Source organism: Pseudomonas sp. TE4620 (assembly GCF_056279045.1).
Genome location: NZ_JBWBQO010000001.1, coordinates 50,743 through 73,782, shown reverse-complemented (window position 1 = coordinate 73,782; position 23,040 = coordinate 50,743). Strand labels below are relative to the sequence as shown.

Below are 23,040 nucleotides of genomic sequence, written 5' to 3'. Positions count from 1 at the left end.
GATCAGGATCTCGGGGTGCCATAGCTCATGCTGACGCTGGCCGCGCTGCGCAGCGCCGGAGTCGGAGCAGGCGTGGGAATGCCGGCTGGTTTGTGGCTGCGCTGCAAATCCTGCAGCACCCGCGCGGTCGGGCCGAAGGCCTGCATCTGGCCGTTCTGCAGCACCAGCAGCTTGTCTACTGCGGCCAGCAGGCTGGATTTGTGGGTAATCAGGATCAGCGTGCGCTGTTGCGCCTTGACCTGGCGGATCGCCTCGAGCAAGGCGCGTTCGCCGAAGTCATCGAGGTTGGAGTTGGGTTCATCGAGCACGATCAGTGCGGGTAGACCGTATAGCGCTCGGGCCAGGCCGATGCGCTGGCGCTGGCCACCGGAGAGCCCCGCCCCGCCTTCACCAAGCTGGGTGTCATAGCCATTGGGCAGTTTCAGGATCAGCTCCTGGACACCGGCCAGTTGCGCAGCAGCCACCACCTGGTGTGAATCGACTTCACCCAAGCGGGCGATGTTCTCGGCAATGCTGCCGGCGAACAACTGCACGTCCTGGGGCAGGTAACCGATGTGCGCGCCGAGCAGGCCCTTGTCCCATTGCTGTAGCTCGGCGCCATCCAGACGCACCTTGCCGGCAGCCGGAGTCGCCGCGCCAACCAGCAAGCGCGCCAGGGTCGACTTGCCCGAGCCCGACGCACCAATGATGCCCAGGCTGTCGCCGGCCGCCAGTTCGAAGCCGAGGTTGGCCAGGCACGGCTTGCGCGTGCCCGGCTGCAGGGCGCTGAGTTGCTCCACCAGCAAGCGCCCGCTGGGTGCCGGCAACGGCATGCCGAGTGCACGCGGCGGTTGCTCGCTGAGCAAGCTGTGCAAGCGCTCATAGGCCTGGCGGGCCGAACCCCACTGGCGCCACACGGCAATCAATTGGTCGATTGGCGCCAGCACCCGGGCCATAAGGATGGAGCCGGCGATCATCATCCCCGGGGTAATCAGTTGCTCGATTGCCAGCCACGCGCCCAGGCCCAGCACCAGCGATTGCAGGGTCAGGCGCAGGCTCTTGGACACCGCAGTCACTGCCGCCGTGCGCTCGCTGCCCAGGTTCTGGCGCAGGAGAAAACCATGGTGCAAGCTGGCCCAGCGCTGGCCCACCGCCGCCAGCATGCCCATGGCTTCCATCACTTCGGCATTGCGCAGGTTGGCGCCAGCCTGTTGCCCGGCCTGCTGCGCCAACTGCCCGGCTTCGGCGAACGGCGCCTGAGTCAGGCGCTCGTTGACCCAGGCGAGAATCGTCAACAGCACCGCGCCCACCAGCGCCATCAAGCCCAGCCATGGGCTGAACAGAAACATCACCAACAGGTACACCGGGAACCACGGCGCATCGAAAAAGGCGAACAGCGCCTGGCCGGTGGCGAACTGGCGCAAGGTGGTCAGGTCGCTCAGCACCTGGTTCGCTGCACCCTTGTGGCCGGCCAGACTGGCTTGGTAAGCGGCCTCGAACACCCGCGGGTTCAAGCGCATGTCCATTTGCGTGCCAAGGCGGATCACCACCAGGCTGCGTACCCATTCCAGCAGGCCCATGAAGGCGAACAAGCCCAGCACCATCAGGCTGAGCATCAGCAGGGTCATCTCGTTGCCCGAGGACAGCACCCGGTCGTAGACCTGCAGCATGTACAGCGCCGGCGCCAGCATCAGCAAGTTGATCACCGCAGTGAACAGGCCGATGTTGGCAAAGCCGGCGCGGCAGGCCTTGAGCGCCTGCAACACTTCGTTGGCAGGGCGGGAGCGGGTGGCTTTCATGAACGTCCTCGACAGGGCAAGCCTGCGGGCGATTGACCTCGCCGGCGCAGGCTCGCAGAATTCGCACCACCGCCACCTGGGCCCGGCAAAGACGCAGGCGGCGGGGTAAGCAAGCAGCGAATGGAGGAGTGATCTTCCATTCGCTTTTTTTTACCTGGGGTCAGGCGGCCAGGGCGAAGTCGTCAGCCAGGGCCTGGACACCCACGACATCGGCCGAGGCCACGCTCAGCGGGCCGGCAGCCAATGCAGCACTGACCACGTCGAAGCTGTCGTCGGTAGACACGCCGTAACCGGCCAGCAGGTTGTCCAGCACGCCTTCCAGGGCCGAGGTGTTGCCCTGCATCAGGCCGTAGATCACGCTCTGTACTTCGTTGCCGGCACGACCGGCGCCCAGCGCGGCGTCCAGGTCCAGGCCGTTGAAGCTGACCACGTAGTTGCTCAGGGTGAAGTCGCTACCGCTACCGCCGCCCAGCACCTGGCCCAGGGAAACGTTGTCCAGTTCGCCCCACAGGTAGTGGTTGAGGTTGTCACCGGCTGGCAGGCCGCGGTCGAACACATAGTGCAGACCATTGGCAGTGTTGCTGTCGGCGATGAATGCGTAGTCGGAGCCCTGGCTACCATGGGTAGCGTACTGGTCGCCGCTCAGGCTGCCGTTGCTGAAGCCGCCGGTATTGCTTTGTCCATGACCTGCAGTGACGAAGCCCGAAGTCCAGAACGCCAGGTAGTCATCGATCGACGAGCTGGAGAAGGCGGCATCGTAAGTAACGGAAAGAGTCATAACGGTTCCTCGTTGCATTGCATGATTGCGAAGGCGTATTCCCTGCCTTCGTGTCGCCCGACATGGGCAAACCCGGTGTGGATCAGAATTTGTATTCGAGCATCCCGCTCAAGGTCCGGCCGCGGGCCAGCGACAGGTTGTCGGTGTCGCCCATGGCCACGAAATAGGCTTCGTCGGTGGCGTTCTCCAGCGACAGCGCGAGGTTCAGGCTCGGCGTCATCCAGTAGCTGGCGTACAGGTCGTAGACCTTGTATTTGGGCCACTGCGCCTGGTCGATCAGGCGGTAGCCGTGGTCGTTGAGGTTCTCACCATTGCCCTTGCTGTAACGCAGGCGGGCGCCGACATCGAGGGTGCGGTCCAGAAAGCGCATGCCGACCGTCAGCGAGCCGCGATCTGCCGGCATGTAGCTGGCGTTGCCCATGATGTGACCGCAGCTGACTGTCTGATCGAGGTCGGCAGCGTCCTCGGCCCGCGAAACGCGCACTGGCAACATGATCACGCGGCTGCCGACCCGCACCGGGCGCAGCACCGTCCCGGCGCTGACCAGGCGCTGCCCTCCCCCCATGTACAACTGCTTGGAGCAGAAATCGTTGCTGCCAATCATGTGGGTATAACTGAGCTGGCTGTAGTAACGCCCGGCGTCGTAGTCGAGGCTGTATTCGACCCCGCGAAAACGCGTCTGCTCCAGGTTGTTCTGATACGCCGAGCGCCCGAGTGAAGTCCCCAGTGCAGAGGCGCCGGGCACATCGGCGTTGACATCCATGAACGAGAAATTGTCGATGCGGGTGTCGAAATAGGCGACCTTGGCGCCAAAGCGATCACCTTCCTGCAGCAGCGATTCCTTGAACAGGTTCACCCCCAGTTCCCAGTTGTGCGACTCCTCGGGCTTGAGGAAGGGGTTGGGATAGAGCATCTCGCTACCGCCACCATGGGGACGACCGCTCATGAACACTTCAGTCACTGACGGCGGACGCCAGCCACGTCCCCAGCGGGTGTAGACCTGCATCCAGTCGACACCGGGCTTCAGCGCAATGCCGAAGGTGGGCGAGAAACGGCCCTGCTCCTGTTCTTCGTCAAAGATCAGGTGAGTCTGCACGCGCTGAAGGTTTTCACCCGTGACACCCCTTGGGTACATCCAGGTGGTGATGCCGGTTTCGCCGGTGAGGCGGTAACGGTCGTAGCGCAATCCGGCATCGACCGTCAGCCAGTCGCCATGCTCGTACTGCACATCGCCGAACAGGCTGGCCATGATGCGCTTGCCTTCAGGCGTGGCCCCCTGAACGTAAGGCAAAGCCTGTTCGTTGAGTGCCGGGACCCGATCGGTTTTCGGTTTGAAGCGATCCTGGAAGAGTTCGGTGCCGTAGTTAAAGGTGAGCTTGTCGGCGTCCCCCAAATAGAAGCGCGAAGTATTTTCCAGTTGCAGACCCCAGGTATCGGTCTGAAAACGATCGTCATACGCCTCGACGCGGTTGTTGCTGCTGGCCGAGGCGTCATTACCGGCGTTCCAGCGATCCTGGCGGGTCGAAACGAAATACAGCTTGGCCTTCAGATCGACCAGGTCGTTGTCCGGGCTGTAGCTGTAGTCGAGCGAGGCGTTGCGGGCGTTGAAATCACTGCTGCCGGTGCGCTTGTAATAGAACTGCCGAGTCTGATTGTCGTAATAGGTCCAGGCGTCTTTGCTGTCCGTGTCGGTTTCCATGTAGTTGAGCTGCAGGCGCTGGTCGTTGGGCAGGTTCAGGCCCAGCTTGAGCAGTTGCGAGCGCGTGACGCTACCGGTCTCGCCGACCTCGGAGTGCAGCCAGTCCTTCCAGGCTTCGGGGTAGCTGGTCTTGCCGCGGATCTGGGTGCCGAGGTTGTCAGCGTTGTTGGTGCCGGCGCGGTAATCACCGAAGTGCCGCTCACTGACGCCCAGCAGTACATCGCCTAGCTCATTGCCGAAGGCAAACAATGCGCTGCCATTGAAGTTTGTGCCATTGCCCAGCTCACCGATGCCGTTGCCGGCGCGCAGGCGGCCACCGTACTCCTTGTCGGGGCCGAGAAAATCACGGGCCTGGACCGTGTTGAAGCTGGCAATACCGCCAATAACACCAGCACCGCCCATGCCCGCCTGGGTACCTTTTTCGATCTCGATGGAGCTGATGAACTCCGGGTCGATGAACATCACCCCGTTGCGCTGCTGATGGCCGTTGACGTTGAAGTTCTGGCGCATGCCGTCGATGTTCATGTTGACCCGGCCATAGTCCTGCACGCCGCGAATGTTCACCGACAGCCCCGGATCGCGCTGGTTGACCGCGGTGTAGACGCCGGCGGTTTCTTCGAGCATGTCAGCGGCGTGGCGCGGTGGGCGCTTGTCGATCTGCTCGCGGGTGATGACGCTGACCGAACGCGGCGTCTGGTAGACCCAGTCGGCATCGCTGTTGGAGTCGACATGGGTGGTACCCAGCTCGAGGGTCTGGCCATCATCACTGACCCGCTCCAGGCCGACCCGGTCAGTGCCGCTGAAGCGATAGCGCACGGGCGAACCGCGCAACAACAGGCCAAGCCCTTGCTGAGCCGAGTGCTCGCCGCGCAAACCCTCACTGCGCAGGCCAGCCAGTTTGCGGCTGTCGAAAAACACCTGGACCCCAGCCTGTTCGGCGAAGGCCAGCACGGCGCTGTCCAGCGCCTGGGCGGGAATGTCAAAGCGGATCAGGGCAGTAGTTTGGCTCGGGTGAGCGGGCTCGGCGGCCTGCACGCTACCGATCCCCATCGGCAAGGTCCAGGCCGCCAGCATCAGGCTGCTGGCAAGGGCTACCCGACCGAACGGCCGGGTGCGTCGTTGTTGTTGATTGCTCACGTCTGTTGCTCGCTGTGTTGGCGTTTTCTAGTAATGAAAATCAATCTCAACAAACAGACGTGCAACGCGGGAAAAGTCAGTAACGAAAGTTCAAAAGAATTTCAGGGTGCTTGTTTCAGACGCCGCAGGTGAGCGCCGACAGCCCTTGTTGGCGGGCCTTGTCGCTGGTTTCGATGATCGATGCGGTGACCGCGACCTCATCACCACTGGCCGACATGTCACCGTCTTCGGCCACGCGGTAGCCCAGTTGGCGAAACAGCGAACGCACCTGCTCGGGCGGCGCATCAAAGTAGATCCCGTGCCATTCATAGCCGATGAACACCGCTGTGACCTTGATGCCGTGGAAGGGCAGATCGACCGGGTAGCTCACCTCCTCTTCCTGCGCCTGGGCAGGCAACGCCTGACGTTTGGCGATGGCCTTGTCGTAGTACGGCTCAAGCTTTGCGCCGAACTCGCACGTAGCGGGATCGAATTGCACCAGGTCGTCGGCCGCCAGCACGTGAGTGCTGGACACTCCGAACAGCAAGGCGCCACAGATGGATGAAGCAACACACGCGAGAAAACCACTGGCCATATCCCTGCCTTGAGATCGTCGTCAAAATGCCAGTTTCGTGGAAAACAGCGCAACCGACAATCGCCGGCGCAGCGATCAATAGATCAGCGTCAGCCCGGGCAGGTCGAGGCGGCTGGCCTTGAGCTCTTCAGTCAGCATGGCCAGCGCGGCATCGAGGTTATCCAGGCGAAACATGCCGCTGACCTCACGCCGGGCCAGGGCCTGGTCGCTGATCAGCACATGACCGCTGCGATAGCGATTGAGCTGTGCGGCCACCTCGGCCAGCGGTTCGCGCTCGAACACCAGCACGCCGCGCTGCCAGGCGCTGGCGCGACGCACGTCCTGCTCAGGCCATGGGCGAATGCCATGGGCGGCGTCGTAGCGCAGGCTTTGACCTTCCTTGAGCACCTGCTCGGAACTGCCCGCTTGCGGGCTGGCCTGCAAGGTCACGGCAACACTGTGTTCGAGCATGCCGACCCAGGTGCCGCCGTCAGGCTCGGGGCCCACCACGAAACGCGTGCCCAGGGCGCGACTGCTGCCCCCTGCCCGCTCGACCACAAAGGGCCGTTGTTCAGCGCCAGAAACCGCTGCAACGGTGAACACTGCTTCACCGGCCAACAGGCGCACGCGGCGCTCACTGTCGTTATAGGCCAGCTCGATGCCACTCTGGCTGTCGAGGTCGACCTGGCTGCCATCGGGCAGCGTCACCTGGCGAACCTCACCCTTGGCCGTGGCGTAGTCGGCGCGCAATGCCAGCGCCAAGTTCGGCGCCTGCTCCACGCCCACTACCGCCAGCACCAGCAGCGCCGCCGTACTCAGCGCCCAGCGCAGGCGTGAACGGCGCCGACGCCCGGCCAGTGGCCGAGCCAGCGCCGGGGCTGCCATTGGCGCGGACTGGTGCATGCGCCCAAGACGGCCGAGATCAGCCCAGGTCGCCTGGGCAAAATCCAGCGCCTGGGCATGGCGCGGATCACAGGCCAGCCAGCGCGCCAGCGCCTGCGTCTGTTCGGGGTTCAACGGGCCGGCGCAGCGCAGCACCGCCCACTCGGCGGCCTGCTCGCGAATGGCTTGCTCTGGCGAGTTCTGGCTGGTCACACGGTTCTCTCGAATTCTGGTTATGTGAGTGCTGACGTCTGAAGGCGCATTTCCCAGTAAACCGTTCGTCATCCTGGTTCCTGCAGACACTGCATCACATAGGCCAGGGCCTTGGCCAGATGCTTCTGTACCGAGCTGTCGGAAATATCCAGCGCCCGCGCCACCTCGGCGTGGGTCATGCCCTCAAGGCGGTTCAGACGAAACACTTCCTGGGTGCGTGGCGGCAAGTCGGCCAGGGCCCGGCGCAGGCGGCGCATGTGCTGCTCGGTGGCGGCGTTTTCGTCCAGGCCCGGGCTGTCCTCGACGATGGTTTCCAGTGCTTCGTGGGGCACCGAATCGGTCTTTCGCCGTTGCTGCTGGCGAACATGATCGATCATCAGGTTGTGCGCGGTGCGATACAGGTAGGCCGGGGTGTTGTCGATTCGTTCGCGGCCCTGTTGCTCGGCCAGGCGCAGGAAACTTTCCTGCACCAGGTCGGCAGCCAGCTGCGGGTCACGCACCTTGCGCGTCAGCAACCCCTGCAAGGTTTTCGCGTGCTTGAGGAACAGCCGCTTCAAGTCGGACTCCGCCACGCGAACTCCCTGTGGATGGCCGGAAAGAAGGCGGTATGCTACTCGTTAGTGAGAATCAGTTGCAACTTCACCCCGGCACGCCTTGCACGTGCCGGGATGCGAAGATCACTCGAACAGCGCGTCCAGCGCCTGTTCAAGGCGGGTCACGGCAATCACCTGCAGCCCAGGCGGCGCTTCCTTCGGGGCGTTGCCCTTGGGCACGATGGCGCGCTTGAAGCCATGCTTGGCCGCTTCCTTCAAACGCTCCTGGCCGCTCGGCACCGGGCGCACTTCGCCAGACAAGCCAACCTCGCCAAACACCAGCAGGCCGTTGTCCAGCGGGCGGTTGCGCAGGCTGGACATGATCGCCGCCATCAGCGCCAGGTCGGAGGCCGTCTCCAGCACCTTGACGCCGCCGACCACGTTGAGGAACACGTCCTGGTCATGGGTAGGGATGCCGCCATGGCGATGCAGCACCGCCAGCAGCATGGCCAGGCGGTTCTGGTCCAGGCCCAGGGTGACCCGCCGCGGGTTGGACAGGTGGCTGTCGTCGACCAGGGCCTGGACCTCCACCAGCATCGGCCGGGTACCCTCCCAGGTGGCCATGACCACGCTGCCCGGTACTTCTTCCTGGGCACGCGTAAGAAAGATCGCCGAGGGGTTGGAGACTTCCTTCAGGCCACGGTCGGTCATGCCGAACACGCCCAGCTCGTTGACCGCGCCAAAACGGTTTTTCACCGCGCGCAGCAAACGCAAGCGGCCGTCGGATTCGCCCTCGAAATACAGCACGGTATCGACCATGTGCTCGAGCACCCGTGGCCCGGCCAGCGCGCCTTCCTTGGTCACGTGACCGACGAGGAAGATCGCCGTGCCGCTCTGCTTGGCATAACGCACCAGCAAGGCTGCGCTTTCGCGCACCTGGGAAACACCGCCAGGCGCCGACTGCAACTGCTCGGTGAAGATGGTCTGGATCGAGTCGATGACCATCACCTTGGGCTTCTCCAGCCGGGCGGTGGCGATGATGGTCTCGATACAGGTTTCGGTCATCACCCGCAGCTTGTCCTGGGGCAGGCCCAGGCGCCGGGCGCGCATCGCCACCTGCTGCTGGGACTCTTCGCCGGTGACGTACAGCGCCGGCATGCGCGTAGCGATGTTGCACAGGGTCTGCAGGAGGATGGTCGACTTGCCGATGCCCGGATCACCACCGATCAGCACCACCGAACCGTCGACCAGGCCGCCGCCGAGTACCCGGTCGAGTTCGGCACTGGCGGTAGTGAAGCGCGGGATTTCCTCGACACTGACTTCGGCCAGGGTCTTGATCTGCGCCTGCTGCCCGGCCCAGCCGGTGCGCCCGCTCGGTGCGGCGGCCGCGCCACTCTCTAGCACGGTCTCGACCAGGGTGTTCCAGGCACCGCATTCAGCGCATTGCCCGGCCCATTTCGGAAAGGTCGCGCCGCACTCGGTGCAGCCGTACATGCGCTTGGCCTTGGCCATGGGGACGGTCCTCTGGAAAAAGGCACCATCATAGCCGACCTCGGACGCCCCGGCGGGCAGAGAAAACGACAAAACTATTCGGTATAACCGCAGTCTGTTGCAGCAGCGCGGAGCATGAAGCGCATAGCTGAATTACACTGCGTTTACCCAACTCATCTGTTACAAGGAATAAACCATGGGCGTGCTCAATGAATTCAAGGCCTTCGCGGTCAAAGGGAATGTCGTCGATATGGCCGTCGGTATCATTATCGGCGCCGCCTTTGGCAAAATCGTTTCATCTTTTGTAGGTGACGTGATCATGCCACCGATCGGTTTGCTGATCGGCGGCGTCGATTTCAGCGACCTCGCGGTCACCCTCAAGGCCGCCGAAGGCGACATACCGGCGGTGGTGATGGCCTATGGCAAATTCATCCAGACCATCCTCGACTTCATCATCGTCGCCTTCGCGATTTTCATGGGCGTCAAGGTCATCAACCGCCTGAAACGCGAAGAAGCCGCCGCGCCGACCCTGCCGCCGGTGCCGACCAAAGAAGAAGAGCTGCTCACCGAAATTCGCGACCTGCTCAAGTCGCAGAATCGGCAACCCTGAACCCAGGGCTAAAAAAACGGCGCCTGCGGGCGCCGTTTTTGTTGGCGCTTACCAGTAGGTCTCGACCGCGACCTGACCGGGGCGGCGGCTGAGGCTGAGGTTCATGTCGCGCTGCTTGAGCACTTTGCGGGTGTCGTCGATCATCTGCGGGTTGCCACAGAGCATTACCCGCGAATGTTCCGGAGTCAGCGCCAGGCCCGCCGCGCGTTCAAGCTCGCCGTTCTCGATCAGGGTGGTAATGCGCTGGTTCAGCGCTCCCGGATGCTGCTCGCGGGTGACGATCGGGATGAACTGCAGCTTGCCGGCGTACTCGGCCAGGTAGTCGCGCTGCTCCAGGCCGGCGATCAAATCCAGGTAGGCCAGCTCGCGGGCCTCACGCACCGAATAAACCAGTTTGATCGACTCGAATCGCTCCCACACTTCGAAGTCCTGGAGGATCGACAGGAATGGCGCGATACCGGTGCCGGTCGCCAGCAGCCAGAGGTCGCGGCCATCAACGAAGCGGTCGAGGGTCAGGTAACCGAAGGCCTGGCGATCGATCAACAGGCTGTCGCCGGCGCCCAGGCGGCTCAGCTCACTGGTGAATTCGCCGCCCGGCACTACGATGGAAAAGAAATCCAGATGCTCGTCGAACGGTGAGGACACCATCGAATAGGCGCGCCAGACCACACTACCGTCTGCCTTGGTCACCCCAAGACGGGCGAACTGCCCGGCACGAAAACGAAAGCCCTGGTCGCGGCTGGTTCGCAGGCTGAACAGGCTGGGGGTCAGCGGCTGGACGTCGAGCAGCGTCTGGCGGGTGAACTTTTCAGCACTGGCAGTCATGGCTTGCTCCAAAAAACAGATGCCCCAGTGTCGCGCAAACGCCGAGGGATAAACACCGTTGGTTTGTAGTGGCATCAACCGCGGGCGCGGTACCAGCCGCACAAGCGACGCCGAAGGGAGAAAAACCCCTTGTCACAACACTTCAACAGCGACAGGAGAAAATCACTGCACGATGCCGGTAATAGCCCAATGATTTCGAACTGATATCAAGAAGATCGCTAAAGAACAGGCCTGCCAAAATGTTCACATTTCTATAGCCAAAAAACCCAACAAAACCGTGGGACATTTCCTACACTACTTTGCACCCTGCCAGATCTTGGATCCACCCCCTTGAGATCTCCCCCATGCCGCACTGGAAAGAACAGCAACTCGAGCAGTTGCTAGCCGAAACAGATGAACAACGGATGTTTGACCTGGCGGTTTCCCTGGCCCAGCAACTGGACATGGAGTACCTGTGTTTCGGCATGCGCGTGCAGATAGCCACTTTCGCGCCGCAAATGCGATTCTTCAACAACTATCCCGACGCCTGGAACGAACGCTACCAACGTTGCAACTACGTGGACATCGATCCCACCGTCGCCCATTGCCACCACTCCCTGATGCCATTGCTGTGGTGCGATGATGTGTTCCGAGAGACACCGGAATTTCGCGAAGAGGCAAAATCCTTCGGCTTGCGCCACGGCTGGAGCCAGTCGGCCCACGACATGCGTCACAACGAAAGCATCCTCAGCATCGCCCGCAGCCAGGGCGCAATCAATCTAGACGAACTCTATGACAAGGCCGGCCAGACCATCTGGCTGTGCAACCTGCTGCACACGCTGATGATTGACCGCCAACTCGGGCAAGCAACCCCGGCGTACAACCTTTCGGAGCGGGAAACCGAAGTGCTCAAATGGTCGGCCGCCGGCAAGACCGCCGCCGACATCGCCTGCATCCTCTCGCTGTCACAGAGCACGGTGAACTTTCACATCCGCAGCATCATCACCAAAACCAACGCCAGCAACAAAGCCGGCGCAATCGCCATTGCGGCGATGCGTGGCCTGATCTGAGCCAACGCCCCCGTACCTTCGCAAAGCACGGTAGAATCACGGCCCTGTAGAGCGCGCCGCACGCACGCACATCAATGCCCCAGAGCCTTACACCATGCCCCTGCTGACCAGCCCCTTCGCCGAACTCGACCTGCTTCGCCAGCCCGAACAAGCCAACGATCCCCTGCAAGCCTTCGATGCTGCCGACGAGTACCTGCTGGAGCACCTGGCCGAACAGGCACCTACCGCGACCAGCCGGGTTTTGGTGCTCAACGACAGTTTCGGCGCCCTGGCCATCAGCCTGGCAGCGCATGTGTCGGTGCTCAGCAGCGGCGATTCGCACCTGGCGCATCTGGCCCTGGAAAAGAACCTGGTGCGCAATGGCCTGGCCTTCGACGCGGTGCCCTTCGTGGCGGCCAGCAATACCTGGCAAGGCCCGTTCGACCGGGTACTGGTACGCGTGCCAAAGACTCTTGCCCTGCTCGAAGAGCAACTGATTCGCCTGCAGGGCCAGCTGGCGCCCGGCGCACAGGTGGTGGCTGGGGCCATGATCAAACACTTGCCGCGCGCCGCCGGTGACTTGCTGGAGAAATACATCGGCCCGGTGCAGGCATCGCTGGCGAAGAAAAAGGCCCGGCTGTTGATTGCTACCTTCGAGCCGAAGCCGGCGTTCGATTCGCCCTACCCGACCCGCTACCAACTCGACGCGCCACCCCTGGTGCTGCTCAACCACGCCAACGTGTTCTGCCGCGAAGGCCTGGACATCGGCACCCGGGCGTTCCTGCCGCACCTGCCCAAGGACCTCGGCGATGCACGTGTCGCGGACCTCGGTTGCGGCAATGGCGTGCTGGCCATCGCCAGCGCCCTGGCCAACCCGCAGGCGCAGTACACCCTGGTCGACGAGTCATACATGGCCGTGCAGTCGGCACTGGAAAACTGGCAGGCGGCGTTGGGCCCGCGTGAAGTCACGGTGCGCGCCGACGACGGCCTGGCCGGGCAGCCAGCGCAGTCGCTGGATGTGGTGCTGTGCAATCCGCCGTTCCATCAACAGCAGGTAGTCGGTGACTTCCTCGCCTGGCGGATGTTCCAGCAAGCGCGCGAGGCGCTGGTGGTCGGTGGTGCGCTGTATATCGTCGGCAATCGTCACCTGGGTTATCACAGCAAGCTGGCGCGCTTGTTCCGTGGGGTCGAGCAGGTGGCGGCGACGCCCAAGTTCGTGGTGCTCAAGGCGCGTAAATAGGCCAGTACCGCGTCGCCTGAATCACGGGTCAAGCCGCCCCCACAGGGCAAAAAAAACCCTCCGCAGCTGATGCTGCGAAGGGCTGTAAATCCGCCGCAAGGCGGGATGGGAAATATCGTACTAGTGCGTGCTCAGTCCGGCCGCACTCATGAACAGGCGCATCAGCCAGGCGACCAGGGCCAGGCTCACCACGCTGCCGACCCAGATCGCTACCAACCAGCCCAGGCGCTGCCAGAGCGGTTTCTTCTCTTCGTCCATCGTGCCTTTGCCAGTCATTGCCATGCTCCCCTAGTGGTAGCCATCTTCGTGGGTCACCTTGCCGCGGAACACGTAATAGCTCCAGAAGGTGTAACCGAGGATGAACGGGATGATGAACAAGGTCCCGACCAGCATGAAGCCCTGGCTTTGCGGCGGCGCGGCAGCGTCCCAGATCGAGATCGACGGCGGAATGATGTTCGGCCACAAGCTGATGCCCAGGCCGCTGTAGCCGAGGAAGATCAACACCAGGGTAAGCAGGAACGGGGTGTAGTGTGCGTTCCGCGCCACCGCCCGGAGCAAACCGTAAAGGGTTACCAGGACCAGGATCGGTACCGGCAGGAACCAGAACAGGTTGGGCAGGCTGAACCAGCGCTCGGCAATGTCCGGGTGGGCCAGCGGCGTCCAGATACTGACGATGCCGGTCACCGCCAGCAGCACCAGGGCCAGCGGCCGCGCCAGGTCGTGCATCTGCAGTTGCAGCTTGCCTTCGGTCTTCATGATCAGCCAGGTGCAGCCGAGCAAGGCGTAAGCCACGATCAGGCCCAGGCCGCAGAACAGGCTGAACGGGGTCAGCCAGTCGAGGCTGCCGCCAGCGTAGCTGCGATCGACCACCTCAAAGCCTTCGATGAAGGCGCCCAGGGCCACGCCCTGGAAGAAGGTAGCCGCCAGCGAGCCGCCGATGAAGGCCTTGTCCCACAGGTGACGCTTGGCTGCAGTGGCCTTGAAGCGGAACTCGAAGGCCACGCCGCGAAAGATCAGCCCGATCAGCATCAGCATCAACGGCAGGTACAGCGCTGAAAGCACCACGGCGTAGGCCAGCGGGAAGGCGCCGAACAGCGCCGCGCCACCGAGCACCAGCCAGGTTTCGTTACCGTCCCAGACCGGGGCGACAGTGTTCATCATCACATCGCGGTCCTGCTCGCCCTTGACGAACGGGAAGAGGATGCCGATGCCAAGGTCAAAGCCGTCCATGACCACATACATCATGATGCCGAAGATGATGATGATGGCCCAGATAAGCGGAAGATCAACACCCATGGTTCAGTTCCCCTTGTTCAGGCTGGCGTGCTCGCCATTGTCATGATCGTCATCGGCGGCAGACAGCGGCCGTGCCGGGGTGCGTTGCTGGCCGGGGCCACCCGGGTTGGTCTCGTCGCCTTCACCGGTTTTCGGCCCTTTGCGCACCAGGCGCATCATGTAGCCAAGGCCGGTACCGAACAGCGCGAAGTAGACCACCACGAACATCACCAGGGTCAGGCCGAGCTGGCCGTAGCTGTGGTTCGAGGCGCCATCGGCGGTGCGCATCAGGCCGTAGACCACCCAGGGCTGGCGACCGATCTCGGTGGTGAACCAGCCGGCGAGGATCGCGATCAGGCCGGAGGGGCCCATCCACAAGGTCAGGTACAGGAACGGCCGCGAGCTGTAGAGCTTGTCGCTCTTGCGCAGCCACAGGCTCCAGAGGCCGACGAAGATCATCAGCATGCCAAGGCCGACCATGACCCGGAACGACCAGAAGACGATGGTCGAGTTAGGCCGGTCTTCTTTCGGAAACTCCTTCATCGCCGGCACTTGCTTGTCCAGGCTGTGGGTCAGGATCAGGCTGCCCAGCGCCGGGATTTCCACCTTGAAGCGGGTGGTCTCGGCTTCCATGTCGGGGATACCGAAGAGGATCAGCGGGGTCGGTTCGCCTGGCTTGTTTTCCCAGTGGCCTTCGATAGCAGCGATTTTCACCGGCTGGTGCTTGAGGGTATTGAGGCCGTGGAAGTCGCCGATCACCGCTTGTACCGGGGCGACGATCAGGGCCATCCACATGGCCATCGAAAGCATCTTGCGAATCGCCGGGTTATCGCGGCCGCGCAGCAAGTGCCAGGCGGCCGAGGCGCCGACGAAGAACGCTGTAGCAACAAAGGCGGCAGTCGCCATGTGCGCCAGGCGGTAAGGGAACGACGGGTTGAAGATCACCGCGAACCAGTCCACCGGCACGACTACGCCGTTGACGATTTCGTAGCCCTGGGGGGTCTGCATCCAGCTGTTGGAGGCGAGGATCCAGAAGGTCGAGATCAAAGTGCCGATGGCCACCATGACCGTGGCGAAAAAGTGCAGCCCACGGCCGACGCGGTTCCAGCCAAAGAGCATGACGCCAAGGAAACCGGCTTCAAGGAAGAAGGCGGTGAGAACTTCGTAAGTGAGCAGCGGCCCGGTGACGGAGCCAGCGAAATCGGAGAACTTGCTCCAGTTGGTGCCGAACTGGTAGGCCATGACCAGACCGGAGACCACCCCCATGCCGAAGTTGACGGCAAAGATTTTCGACCAGAAATGGTAAAGGTCACGGTAGACGCTGTTGTTGCTCTTCAGCCACAGCCCTTCGAGAACAGCCAGGTAGCTCGCCAGGCCAATGGTGATGGCCGGGAACAGGATGTGAAAGGACACGGTAAACGCGAACTGAATTCGGGCGAGATCTAGAGCCTCTAATCCGAACATAGTGCTTCCTCTGTCAGGTAATCCGGCGTCAGGCGGTGGCCTTGGCGCCAACTGCCCCCACGGTAGTTGAGTGCGGCAAGTTGGAATTGTTCTGTAAACATCACATCGCAGGGAATTCGGCCGTCTGGCCATGCCGTTGCAAATGAAACAATTGATCCAGATCAACGGATGCCTGAAAGGATAGTCCTGAACGGGCTGTGCGCTTGTGTGGTTGATTGCCGCGTGACCGGTTGTCTCACCCCCTTTACCGCGCCCCAAAACAGTGCGTTTACCGCACACAGGTGCCATTCCTCGCAACTTGCTGTTACAAAGTGGTGATAACCTGCAGCGTCGATCCCTGCGCCGAGGCTCTGTTTCGCCGATGTCAGACCCCGTTTTGCTGCTGCGTCATCACCGTCCCTTCCTGGCCTTCTGGCTGGCCCGGGTATTTACCGCCAGCGGCTTTCAGATGCTTACCGTGGCGATCGGCTGGCACCTCTACCAAATGACCGGCAATGTCCTCGACCTGGGCCTGGTGGGCCTGGTGGAATTCGCCCCGCGGGTGCTGTTCATGCTGCACACCGGACACGTCGCCGACCGCTATGACCGGCGCCGGGTCGCCGCCCTGTGCCAGAGTGCCCAGGCCATGATCGCCCTGGTGCTGGTGGTCGCCAGCAGCACCCACAGCGTCAGCCGCGAACTGATCTTCCTGCTGGCGTTCTTGCTCGGTAGCGCACGCTCCTTTGAAATGCCGGCGACCCAGGCGCTGCTGCCCAATGTGGTGCCCTCCGAGCTGTTTCCACGTGCCGTGGCTGCTTCTGCCTCGGCGATGCAGGCGGCGACCATCGTCGCGCCGGCGGTGGGCGGTTTTCTCTATGCCTTTGGCAGCGTCTGGGTGTACGGGCCGACGGTAGCGTTGTACCTGATTGCCTGCGTGTTGACCCTGGGCCTGGTGTCGCGCCAGCAACCAGGCAACCAGGGCCGCGCCAGCCTCGAATCGTTGATGGCCGGCATTCGCTTTATCCGCAGCCGCCCGGACATCCTCGGGGCGATCTCCCTGGACCTGTTCGCCGTGCTGCTGGGCGGCGCCACCGCGCTGTTGCCGGTGTTTGCCAAGGACATCCTGCTGACCGGCCCCTGGGGCCTGGGCCTGCTGCGCTCGGCGCCGGCGGTGGGCGCCCTGCTGATGTCGCTGTGGCTGGCGCGCTTTCCGGTGGAGCGCAAGGTCGGGCGGGTGATGTTTACCGCTGTCGGCGTGTTCGGGGTGGCGACCATTGCCTTTGGCCTGTCCACTTCGTTCTGGTTTTCCCTCGCCGTGCTGGCGGTGCTGGGCGCCGCCGACATGATCAGCATGGTAATACGCGGTGCCTTCGTGCAGCTGGAAACACCGGATGAAATGCGCGGCCGGGTCAGCGCGGTGAACGGGCTGTTCATCGGCGCCTCGAACCAGCTCGGTGAGTTCGAGTCAGGAGTGACTGCGCACTGGTTCGGCACGGTACCGGCGGTAGTGCTGGGCGGGGTCGGCACGCTGCTGGTGACCGGGGTGTGGATCAAGCTGTTTCCGACCCTGGCTGGGCGCGATCATATGCATAAGCAGTGAGGGCCTGTGGGAGCGGGCTTGCCCCGCGATAGTCACACCCGCAGCTCAGCTGCCACCCGCTTGCGCAGCACCCTGCCCGCCAGTTGCTCGACCAACACCAAGGCAAATTCCAGCGCCGCCGCCGACCCCTGGGCGGTGATGCAATTACCGTCCACCACCACCGGCTGATCGACAAAGCTGCACCCGGACAACCCCTGGCTGACAGCCGGGTCACAGGTCATGCGTCGCTGGCGCAACACACCATAGGCCTGCAGCGCCAACGGCGCTTCGCCGATCGCGGCAAAAAACTTGCCGGCCCTGGCCTGATCCTTGACCTGCTGCGCCAGTGGTTGGTGCGCGGCCATGTGCTGTGCGCCTTTTTCGCCCCCGGGCAAGACCATCAGGTCGAACGGCTGGGCCAGCAGGTCGACCAGCATGCCGTCGGCGGTCAAGCGCGTGCCGCGGGCACAGGTGAGCATCCGCCGGCCTTCGATACTGGCCACCACCACTTCGATCTCGGCGCGGCGCAGCACGTCGATCAGGGTCACGCTCTGCAGGTCATCCACGCCTTCGGCGACTACGATCAGGGCTCTGTGGGTCATCAACTGCTCTCCGCCGGGGTATCCCACAAGCTTAGTCGCTCACAGCAACAGGGTCAGTTGACGCTCGTGGCCCTGGCGTGCGCGGTAGCCGTCGCCGCTGTCGACCCAGCCGCTGGCCAGGTACAGCGCCAGGGCGGCGTGGTTGTCCCGGTCTACAGAAAGCTGCAGGCAACGCACCTCGGGCCACGCCTCGCACACCAGGCCCGGCAACGCCTGCATGAAAAATCGCCCCAGGCCCTGGCCCTGCAAGCGCTGATCGACTTGCAAGGCATTGATCGTCGCCGCATCGGCCCGGGCCCAGGGCGCCAGGAACACCCCGCGCTGAAGCAGCAAGAAGGCCCGCGGCAGGTTGTCCAGCAGCAGCGCCACGCCACGCCGGTCGGGACTGTCGCCACTTTGCAGGGTGTACAAGGCGCTAGCCATATCGCCGGCAAAGCGCAGTTGCTCAGGCCGCACCTGGATGTCGAGCAGTTGCTCGCGCTGGGCCGGGTTAAGGTCGCGGTAGTCGGTCAGGTGCACAGCATGGTCAACTCGGGATGGGGGGAACGGCGCAGAACCTGCAGATATCTGCAGTGTATCGCGACATTAATTACCGCTGCCCGAGCATGCTGGTATGATGCGCGGCTTTTTTCCGACCCAGGGAAAAACCACAGTCTCCCGGTACAGTCTGTGCTTTGCTAACTGGGTCGATACATTCACGGCGCCGGGAGCGCCACGGGGAGCAGGCATGCTGGAAAGGCTGTTTCAACTAAAAGCACACGACACCAATGTCCGCACCGAGATTCTCGCGGGCGTGACCACCTTCCTGGCCATGGCCTACATCCTGTTCGTCAACCCGAGCATTCTCGGCGAGACCGGCATGGACAAGGGCGCGCTGTTCGTCGCCACCTGCCTGGCAGCGGCCATCGGCTCGACCACCATGGGCCTGATCGCCAACTACCCGATCGCTCTGGCACCGGGCATGGGCCTGAACGCCTTCTTCACCTACACCGTGGTCCTGCACATGGGCCACACCTGGCAGGTGGCATTGGGCGCGGTGTTCATCTCGGCGGTGTGCTTCTTCCTGCTGTCGATCTTTCGCATCCGCGAATGGATCGTCAACAGCATCCCGTTGCCGCTGCGTTCGGCAATTGCCGCCGGTATTGGCCTGTTCCTGGCGCTGATCGCCCTGCATAACGCCGGCATCGTCGTCGATAACCAGGCCACCCTGGTGGGCCTCGGTGACCTCAAGAAACCGGCGCCGATCCTCGCCACCCTGGGCTTCTTCCTGATCGTCGCGCTGGAGGCCATGAAGGTCCGCGGCGCGGTGCTGATCGGCATCCTGGCGGTGACCGTGGCCTCGATCGCCCTGGGCGTGACTCCATTCAACGGCGTGGTGTCGATGCCGCCGTCGCTGGCGCCGACCTTCCTGCAGCTGGACATCAAGGGCGCGCTGGACGTCGGCCTGATCAGCGTGATTTTCGCCTTCCTGTTCGTCGACCTGTTCGACAACTCCGGCACCCTGATCGGCGTCGCCAAGCGCGCCGGCCTGATGCGCAAGGACGGCCACATGCCGAAAATGGGCCGGGCGCTGATCGCCGACAGCACCGCGGCGATGGCCGGTTCCCTGCTGGGTACCTCGACCACCACCAGCTACATCGAATCTGCAGCCGGCGTCAGCGCCGGTGGCCGCACCGGCCTGACCGCCATCGTGGTAGCCATTCTGTTCCTGCTGGCGCTGTTCTTCGCACCGCTGGCCGGCAGCGTGCCAGCCTTCGCCACGGCACCGGCGCTGTTGTTCGTCGCCGTGTTGATGGCTTCGGGCCTGGCTGAAATAAACTGGGACGACATTACCGAAGCCGCGCCGGTGGTGGTCACTGCCCTGGCCATGCCGCTGACCTACTCGATCGCCAACGGCATCGCCTTCGGTTTCATTGCCTGGACCGCGATCAAGCTGCTTTCCGGCCGCGCCCGTGACCTCAACGCGGCACTGGTGATCCTCTCGGTCCTGTTCGTCATCAAACTGGGCTGGTTCAACGCATGAGTGCTGTCTTCGACCCTTCGACCTACACCCAGCAGCTCGACGCCAAGGTCGCGCGCCTGCGCGAGCTGCTGGCGCCGTTCGCGGCGCCCGAGCCTGCGGTATTCGACTCGCCGCGCGAGCACTATCGCCTGCGCGCCGAGTTCCGCCTGTGGCGCGAAAACGAGCAGCGCTTCTACGCGATGTTCGCCCCGGGCGAGAAACACACGCCGATCCTGATTGAAGACTTCCCGATTGCCAGTCTGCAGATCAACGACCTGATGCCACGGCTCAAGGCCGCCTGGCAAGCCAGCTCGGCGTTGAGCTTCAAGCTGTTCCAGGTGGAGTTCCTCACCACCCTGGCAGGCGATGCAATGATCACCCTGTGCTATCACCGTCCGCTGGACGAGCACTGGGAGCGCGCCGCGCAGCAACTGGCCAGCGACCTGGGCGTGAGCATCATCGGCCGCTCCAAGGGCAAGCGCGTGGTGATCGGCCGCGATTACGCAGTTGAAGAGCTGCAGATTGCCGGGCGCACCTTCCGCTACCGCCAGCCCGAAGGCGCCTTCACCCAGCCTAACGGCGCGGTCAACCAGAAGATGCTCAACTGGGCCTATGAAGCCCTGGGCGAGCGCCAGGACGATCTGCTCGAGCTGTACTGCGGCAACGGCAACTTCACCCTGCCGCTGGCCACCCGGGTGCGCAAGGTACTGGCCACCGAGATCAGCAAGACCTCGGTCAATGCCGCCCTGCACAACCTCGACGACAACGCTGTGGATAACGTGCGCCTGGTGCGTCTGTCGGCTGAAGAGCTGACCGAAGCGCTGAACGAAGTGCGTCCGTTCCGCCGCCTCGAAGGCATTGACCTTAAGAGCTACCAGTTCGCCAGTGTGTTCGTCGACCCGCCGCGCGCCGGCATGGACCCGGATACCTGCGAGCTGACCCGGCGCTTCGACAACATCCTGTACATCTCCTGCAACCCGCAAACCCTGGCGGCCAACATCGCCCAGTTGCACGACACCCATCGCATCGAGCGCTGTGCGTTGTTTGACCAGTTTCCGTATACCCATCACATGGAGAGCGGGGTGTTGCTGGTTCGCCGTTGAAGCTACCGCGGGTCAAGCCCGCTCCTGCAGGAGCGGGCCCTTCAGCCGAGCCCCGAACACATCAACAACGGCACCAGCTGATCCTCATCGGTCAACGCCCCATGGTGCCCGCGCCATTGGCTGGCGTGCTTTTCCACCTCGCTGCGAATGATCCCGCCCGCCCCGCGCGGGACCACGATCAGATCGCCAATCCGCGCCTCCGCCTGGCTTAGCAGTACATCGCCGAACAGCCCCTTGGCAATCGCCTGGGCCTTGCTCAACACGTGATAGCCCTCCCCCAGGCGATTCTGCCAGCGCTCGTGCACGCGGTCCTGATGGTGCGCGTGGGTGTACAGGTAGCGCGCACGAATATCCCCGGCCATCGCCCGCACGCCCTCCTGCAGCGCCGGGTCCAGATCAAAGTCGCGCACCTGTTCGCTGTCCAGCGCCAGCATGCCGTGGTCGGCAATCACCATCAGCCGCGCCTGCTCAGGCAAGGATTGGGCGATGGCCCGGGCCAGCTGGTCGGCAATCTGCAACTGCTTGAGCCAGCCCTCGGAGCCTGGGCCGAACAGGTGCCCGGCAAAATCCAGGTCGCCGAAATAGGCGAAGCAGAACGCCGGCCCCGGCACGGCCAGGGCGGCATTGACCAGTTCCGGATAGGCATCATAGGCCGGCGCAGGGAGGATCTTGCCGGCCCTGTAAATCGCCCGGGTGAAGTCGGAACTGGCATAGCGCCCGAGCATCACCGTGCTGATGGCGATGCCCTGGGCCGCGGCCTGGCCCCAGGCATCGGCGGGCACGATAAAAGTCTCCGGCGGCGGCGCGCCACTGGCCTGCGCCTCGACCTGCAAGGGCGAGGTGGTCCAGGTCAGTGGCGACAGTTCAGTGTGCTCATCCAGGGCAAAGCCGCAGCCGACGATACCGTGGGCGCCGCTGCCCAGCCCGCAAGCCACCGAGGCCAGGCTGGTCGCCGTGGTGGCTGGAAAGCCTACCTTGAAGTGGCTGTCCGGCTGCATCAGCGAGGCAAGAAACGGCGCATGCCGGGCGTGGGCCTGCAGCAGGTTCCAGCCCAGGCCGTCGATCAGCAGCAGGCAGGTGCTGCGCGAATGGTCGAGGCGAAAGGCATTGCGAAAACCGTGGCCACCCAGGGCCGCGAAAATCGACTGGGTGAGGTTGGCCAGGCCCGGCCAGGTTTCACCCAGCGACTGCAGGTCGTTGATCGGCGTTGCCATGTTGCCCTCCGTGGTCAGGTGCAAAGCAACAGGTGTAGCACAGGCTGTGCGATCAGCGCACAGAAAACACCCCTGCGGCCTTGCGCCCGATTGACCAAATTAACCATTCGGTACATTTTTAAGCGAAGGCACTCCCGCTTCATCACCAAGAATAACAACGGAGTTTTCAACATGGCTTTGGCCTCTTCTTCCGGCATTCTTGCCGGCCTTATCGGCGCGGGCATCCAGGCTTCGCGCACCCCGGCGCTGCACGAGCACGAAGGCGCCGCGCAAGGCCTGAACTACCTGTACCGGCTGATCGACCTGGACCAGCTCAAGCTCGACAGCAGCGCCCTCGAAGAGCTGCTGACCGCGGCCGAGCACATGGGCTTCACCGGCCTGAACATCACCTTCCCGTGCAAGCAGGCGATCCTGCCGCTGCTCAACGAACTGTCACCGCAAGCGCGCGGTATCGGCGCGGTGAACACCGTGGTATTCAAGGACGGCAAACGCATCGGCCACAACACCGACTGCCTGGGTTTTGCCGAGGGCTTTCGCCGTGGCCTGAGCGACGCGCCGCGCCGCCAGGTGGTGCAGATGGGCGCCGGTGGCGCCGGCGCTGCGGTAGCCCACGCGCTGCTGGAAGAAGCGGTCGGGCAACTGAGCGTGTTCGATGTCGAACCGGCCCGTGCCCAGGCCCTTGTGGACAACCTCAACCAGCACTTTGCCGGCAGCCGCGCCAGGGTCGGTCATGACCTGCAAAGCGCCATGGCCAGCGCCGACGGCCTGGTCAACACCACGCCCATGGGCATGGCCAAGCTGCCGGGCATGCCGGTGCCCAAGGCGCTGCTACGGGCGGATCTGTGGGTGGCGGAGATTGTTTACTTTCCGCTGCAAACCGAACTGCTGCGCGAAGCCCGGGCCCTGGGCTGCCGCACCCTGAGCGGGGCGAACATGGCGGTGTTCCAGGCGGTGAAGGCGTTTGAACTGTTCAGCGGGGTGAAGCCTGATGCGGCGCGGATGATCGAGCACTTCAACAGTCTGGGTGACTGAAAAGCATCGCGGGGCAAGCCCGC

The 23,040-nt window shown here is 63.4% G+C and carries 21 protein-coding genes; 7 read left to right on the top strand and 14 right to left on the bottom strand.

Annotated elements, in window-relative coordinates; translation table 11 throughout:
- Positions 1-2: 2 nt before the first annotated feature.
- From ACZ9A3_RS00320 to radA, 7 genes are all read right to left on the bottom strand, one after another.
- A complete protein-coding gene (locus ACZ9A3_RS00320; RefSeq protein ID WP_476252028.1) occupies positions 3-1,778 on the bottom strand; it encodes a type I secretion system permease/ATPase in 1,776 nt (591 codons plus the stop codon).
- A gap of 160 nt (positions 1,779-1,938) precedes the next feature.
- Complete coding sequence (locus ACZ9A3_RS00315) at positions 1,939-2,556, bottom strand: heme acquisition protein HasA (RefSeq protein WP_093387863.1); 618 nt, start codon at positions 2,554-2,556, stop codon at positions 1,939-1,941.
- A gap of 82 nt (positions 2,557-2,638) precedes the next feature.
- Positions 2,639-5,329, bottom strand: a complete 2,691-nt coding sequence (locus tag ACZ9A3_RS00310; RefSeq protein WP_476253309.1) for a TonB-dependent receptor — start codon at positions 5,327-5,329, stop codon at positions 2,639-2,641.
- 178 nt (positions 5,330-5,507) lie between these two features.
- Positions 5,508-5,966, bottom strand: a complete 459-nt coding sequence (locus ACZ9A3_RS00305) for a hypothetical protein (RefSeq protein WP_258609288.1) — start codon at positions 5,964-5,966, stop codon at positions 5,508-5,510.
- A gap of 75 nt (positions 5,967-6,041) precedes the next feature.
- Entirely contained in the window at positions 6,042-7,040 is a 999-nt protein-coding gene (locus ACZ9A3_RS00300; protein WP_476252027.1) for a FecR family protein, read from the bottom strand.
- 68 nt (positions 7,041-7,108) lie between these two features.
- Positions 7,109-7,612, bottom strand: coding sequence for an RNA polymerase sigma factor (locus ACZ9A3_RS00295; protein WP_045195901.1), 504 nt, complete (start codon positions 7,610-7,612; stop codon positions 7,109-7,111).
- A 105-nt stretch (positions 7,613-7,717) separates the two neighbouring features.
- On the bottom strand, positions 7,718-9,085 hold the full coding sequence (gene radA, locus ACZ9A3_RS00290) for a DNA repair protein RadA (RefSeq protein WP_045195900.1): 1,368 nt from the start codon (positions 9,083-9,085) through the stop codon (positions 7,718-7,720).
- A gap of 175 nt (positions 9,086-9,260) precedes the next feature.
- On the opposite strand from radA, the gene mscL reads away from it, so the two are divergent.
- Entirely contained in the window at positions 9,261-9,674 is a 414-nt protein-coding gene (gene mscL / locus ACZ9A3_RS00285) for a large-conductance mechanosensitive channel protein MscL (protein ID WP_093387855.1), read from the top strand.
- Positions 9,675-9,722: 48 nt separating this feature from the next.
- On the opposite strand, the gene ACZ9A3_RS00280 is transcribed toward mscL, so the two are convergent.
- Complete coding sequence (locus ACZ9A3_RS00280) at positions 9,723-10,499, bottom strand: ferredoxin--NADP reductase (RefSeq protein WP_093387852.1); 777 nt, start codon at positions 10,497-10,499, stop codon at positions 9,723-9,725.
- Positions 10,500-10,843: 344 nt separating this feature from the next.
- On the opposite strand from ACZ9A3_RS00280, the gene ACZ9A3_RS00275 reads away from it, so the two are divergent.
- Entirely contained in the window at positions 10,844-11,548 is a 705-nt protein-coding gene (locus ACZ9A3_RS00275; RefSeq protein ID WP_476252026.1) for an autoinducer binding domain-containing protein, read from the top strand.
- A 94-nt stretch (positions 11,549-11,642) separates the two neighbouring features.
- Entirely contained in the window at positions 11,643-12,767 is a 1,125-nt protein-coding gene (locus ACZ9A3_RS00270; RefSeq protein ID WP_213602491.1) for a methyltransferase, read from the top strand.
- Positions 12,768-12,887: 120 nt separating this feature from the next.
- Here ACZ9A3_RS00270 and ACZ9A3_RS00265 read toward each other — a convergent pair whose 3' ends face one another.
- The 3 genes from ACZ9A3_RS00265 to ACZ9A3_RS00255 are packed head-to-tail and all read right to left on the bottom strand — an operon-like array spanning position 12,888 to position 15,506.
- Entirely contained in the window at positions 12,888-13,043 is a 156-nt protein-coding gene (locus ACZ9A3_RS00265; RefSeq protein ID WP_045195893.1) for a DUF2474 domain-containing protein, read from the bottom strand.
- A 12-nt stretch (positions 13,044-13,055) separates the two neighbouring features.
- Positions 13,056-14,063: a cytochrome d ubiquinol oxidase subunit II gene (gene cydB / locus ACZ9A3_RS00260; protein ID WP_045195891.1), complete on the bottom strand. Its 1,008-nt coding sequence runs from the start codon at positions 14,061-14,063 to the stop codon at positions 13,056-13,058.
- A gap of 3 nt (positions 14,064-14,066) precedes the next feature.
- Positions 14,067-15,506: a cytochrome ubiquinol oxidase subunit I gene (locus ACZ9A3_RS00255; RefSeq protein ID WP_045195889.1), complete on the bottom strand. Its 1,440-nt coding sequence runs from the start codon at positions 15,504-15,506 to the stop codon at positions 14,067-14,069.
- A 361-nt stretch (positions 15,507-15,867) separates the two neighbouring features.
- On the opposite strand from ACZ9A3_RS00255, the gene ACZ9A3_RS00250 reads away from it, so the two are divergent.
- The gene (locus ACZ9A3_RS00250) at positions 15,868-17,085 is read left to right on the top strand and encodes an MFS transporter (RefSeq protein ID WP_476252025.1); all 1,218 of its coding nucleotides are present in this window, start codon (positions 15,868-15,870) and stop codon (positions 17,083-17,085) included.
- 32 nt (positions 17,086-17,117) lie between these two features.
- Here ACZ9A3_RS00250 and ACZ9A3_RS00245 read toward each other — a convergent pair whose 3' ends face one another.
- Positions 17,118-17,666 (bottom strand): DJ-1 family glyoxalase III, encoded by a 549-nt coding sequence (locus tag ACZ9A3_RS00245; protein ID WP_045195885.1) that lies wholly within the window; start codon positions 17,664-17,666, stop codon positions 17,118-17,120.
- Positions 17,667-17,705: 39 nt separating this feature from the next.
- The gene (locus ACZ9A3_RS00240; RefSeq protein ID WP_213602496.1) at positions 17,706-18,185 is read right to left on the bottom strand and encodes a GNAT family N-acetyltransferase; all 480 of its coding nucleotides are present in this window, start codon (positions 18,183-18,185) and stop codon (positions 17,706-17,708) included.
- Between the two features lie 208 nt (positions 18,186-18,393).
- Between ACZ9A3_RS00240 and ACZ9A3_RS00235 the strand changes: the two genes are divergently transcribed.
- Together ACZ9A3_RS00235 and trmA are read left to right on the top strand one after the other, a co-directional pair.
- A complete protein-coding gene (locus ACZ9A3_RS00235; RefSeq protein ID WP_045195880.1) occupies positions 18,394-19,689 on the top strand; it encodes an NCS2 family permease in 1,296 nt (431 codons plus the stop codon).
- On the top strand, positions 19,686-20,771 hold the full coding sequence (gene trmA, locus ACZ9A3_RS00230; protein ID WP_045195878.1) for a tRNA (uridine(54)-C5)-methyltransferase TrmA: 1,086 nt from the start codon (positions 19,686-19,688) through the stop codon (positions 20,769-20,771). Before ACZ9A3_RS00235 ends, trmA begins: the two co-directional genes overlap by 4 nt.
- A gap of 41 nt (positions 20,772-20,812) precedes the next feature.
- On the opposite strand, the gene ACZ9A3_RS00225 is transcribed toward trmA, so the two are convergent.
- Positions 20,813-21,985 (bottom strand): alkaline phosphatase family protein, encoded by a 1,173-nt coding sequence (locus ACZ9A3_RS00225; protein WP_476252024.1) that lies wholly within the window; start codon positions 21,983-21,985, stop codon positions 20,813-20,815.
- Between the two features lie 171 nt (positions 21,986-22,156).
- Between ACZ9A3_RS00225 and ACZ9A3_RS00220 the strand changes: the two genes are divergently transcribed.
- Positions 22,157-23,017 carry a shikimate dehydrogenase gene (locus ACZ9A3_RS00220; RefSeq protein WP_476252023.1) on the top strand — a complete coding sequence of 287 codons (861 nt, stop codon included), beginning with the start codon at positions 22,157-22,159 and terminating at the stop codon, positions 23,015-23,017.
- Positions 23,018-23,040: the final 23 nt, after the last annotated feature.

What these genes read in the sequence shown, in the direction of transcription:
- ACZ9A3_RS00320 (WP_476252028.1), bottom strand. Translation starts at nt 1,778, where the DNA reads ATGAAAGCCACCCGCTCCCGCCCTGCCAACGAAGTGTTGCAGGCGCTC.
- ACZ9A3_RS00315 (WP_093387863.1), bottom strand. Translation starts at nt 2,556, where the DNA reads ATGACTCTTTCCGTTACTTACGATGCCGCCTTCTCCAGCTCGTCGATC.
- ACZ9A3_RS00310 (WP_476253309.1), bottom strand. Translation starts at nt 5,329, where the DNA reads ATGCTGGCGGCCTGGACCTTGCCGATGGGGATCGGTAGCGTGCAGGCC.
- ACZ9A3_RS00305 (WP_258609288.1), bottom strand. Translation starts at nt 5,966, where the DNA reads ATGGCCAGTGGTTTTCTCGCGTGTGTTGCTTCATCCATCTGTGGCGCC.
- radA (WP_045195900.1), bottom strand. Translation starts at nt 9,085, where the DNA reads ATGGCCAAGGCCAAGCGCATGTACGGCTGCACCGAGTGCGGCGCGACC.
- mscL (WP_093387855.1), top strand. Translation starts at nt 9,261, where the DNA reads ATGGGCGTGCTCAATGAATTCAAGGCCTTCGCGGTCAAAGGGAATGTC.
- ACZ9A3_RS00280 (WP_093387852.1), bottom strand. Translation starts at nt 10,499, where the DNA reads ATGACTGCCAGTGCTGAAAAGTTCACCCGCCAGACGCTGCTCGACGTC.
- ACZ9A3_RS00275 (WP_476252026.1), top strand. Translation starts at nt 10,844, where the DNA reads ATGCCGCACTGGAAAGAACAGCAACTCGAGCAGTTGCTAGCCGAAACA.
- ACZ9A3_RS00270 (WP_213602491.1), top strand. Translation starts at nt 11,643, where the DNA reads ATGCCCCTGCTGACCAGCCCCTTCGCCGAACTCGACCTGCTTCGCCAG.
- ACZ9A3_RS00265 (WP_045195893.1), bottom strand. Translation starts at nt 13,043, where the DNA reads ATGACTGGCAAAGGCACGATGGACGAAGAGAAGAAACCGCTCTGGCAG.
- cydB (WP_045195891.1), bottom strand. Translation starts at nt 14,063, where the DNA reads ATGGGTGTTGATCTTCCGCTTATCTGGGCCATCATCATCATCTTCGGC.
- ACZ9A3_RS00255 (WP_045195889.1), bottom strand. Translation starts at nt 15,506, where the DNA reads ATGTTCGGATTAGAGGCTCTAGATCTCGCCCGAATTCAGTTCGCGTTT.
- ACZ9A3_RS00250 (WP_476252025.1), top strand. Translation starts at nt 15,868, where the DNA reads ATGTCAGACCCCGTTTTGCTGCTGCGTCATCACCGTCCCTTCCTGGCC.
- ACZ9A3_RS00245 (WP_045195885.1), bottom strand. Translation starts at nt 17,666, where the DNA reads ATGACCCACAGAGCCCTGATCGTAGTCGCCGAAGGCGTGGATGACCTG.
- ACZ9A3_RS00235 (WP_045195880.1), top strand. Translation starts at nt 18,394, where the DNA reads ATGCTGGAAAGGCTGTTTCAACTAAAAGCACACGACACCAATGTCCGC.
- trmA (WP_045195878.1), top strand. Translation starts at nt 19,686, where the DNA reads ATGAGTGCTGTCTTCGACCCTTCGACCTACACCCAGCAGCTCGACGCC.
- ACZ9A3_RS00225 (WP_476252024.1), bottom strand. Translation starts at nt 21,985, where the DNA reads ATGGCAACGCCGATCAACGACCTGCAGTCGCTGGGTGAAACCTGGCCG.
- ACZ9A3_RS00220 (WP_476252023.1), top strand. Translation starts at nt 22,157, where the DNA reads ATGGCTTTGGCCTCTTCTTCCGGCATTCTTGCCGGCCTTATCGGCGCG.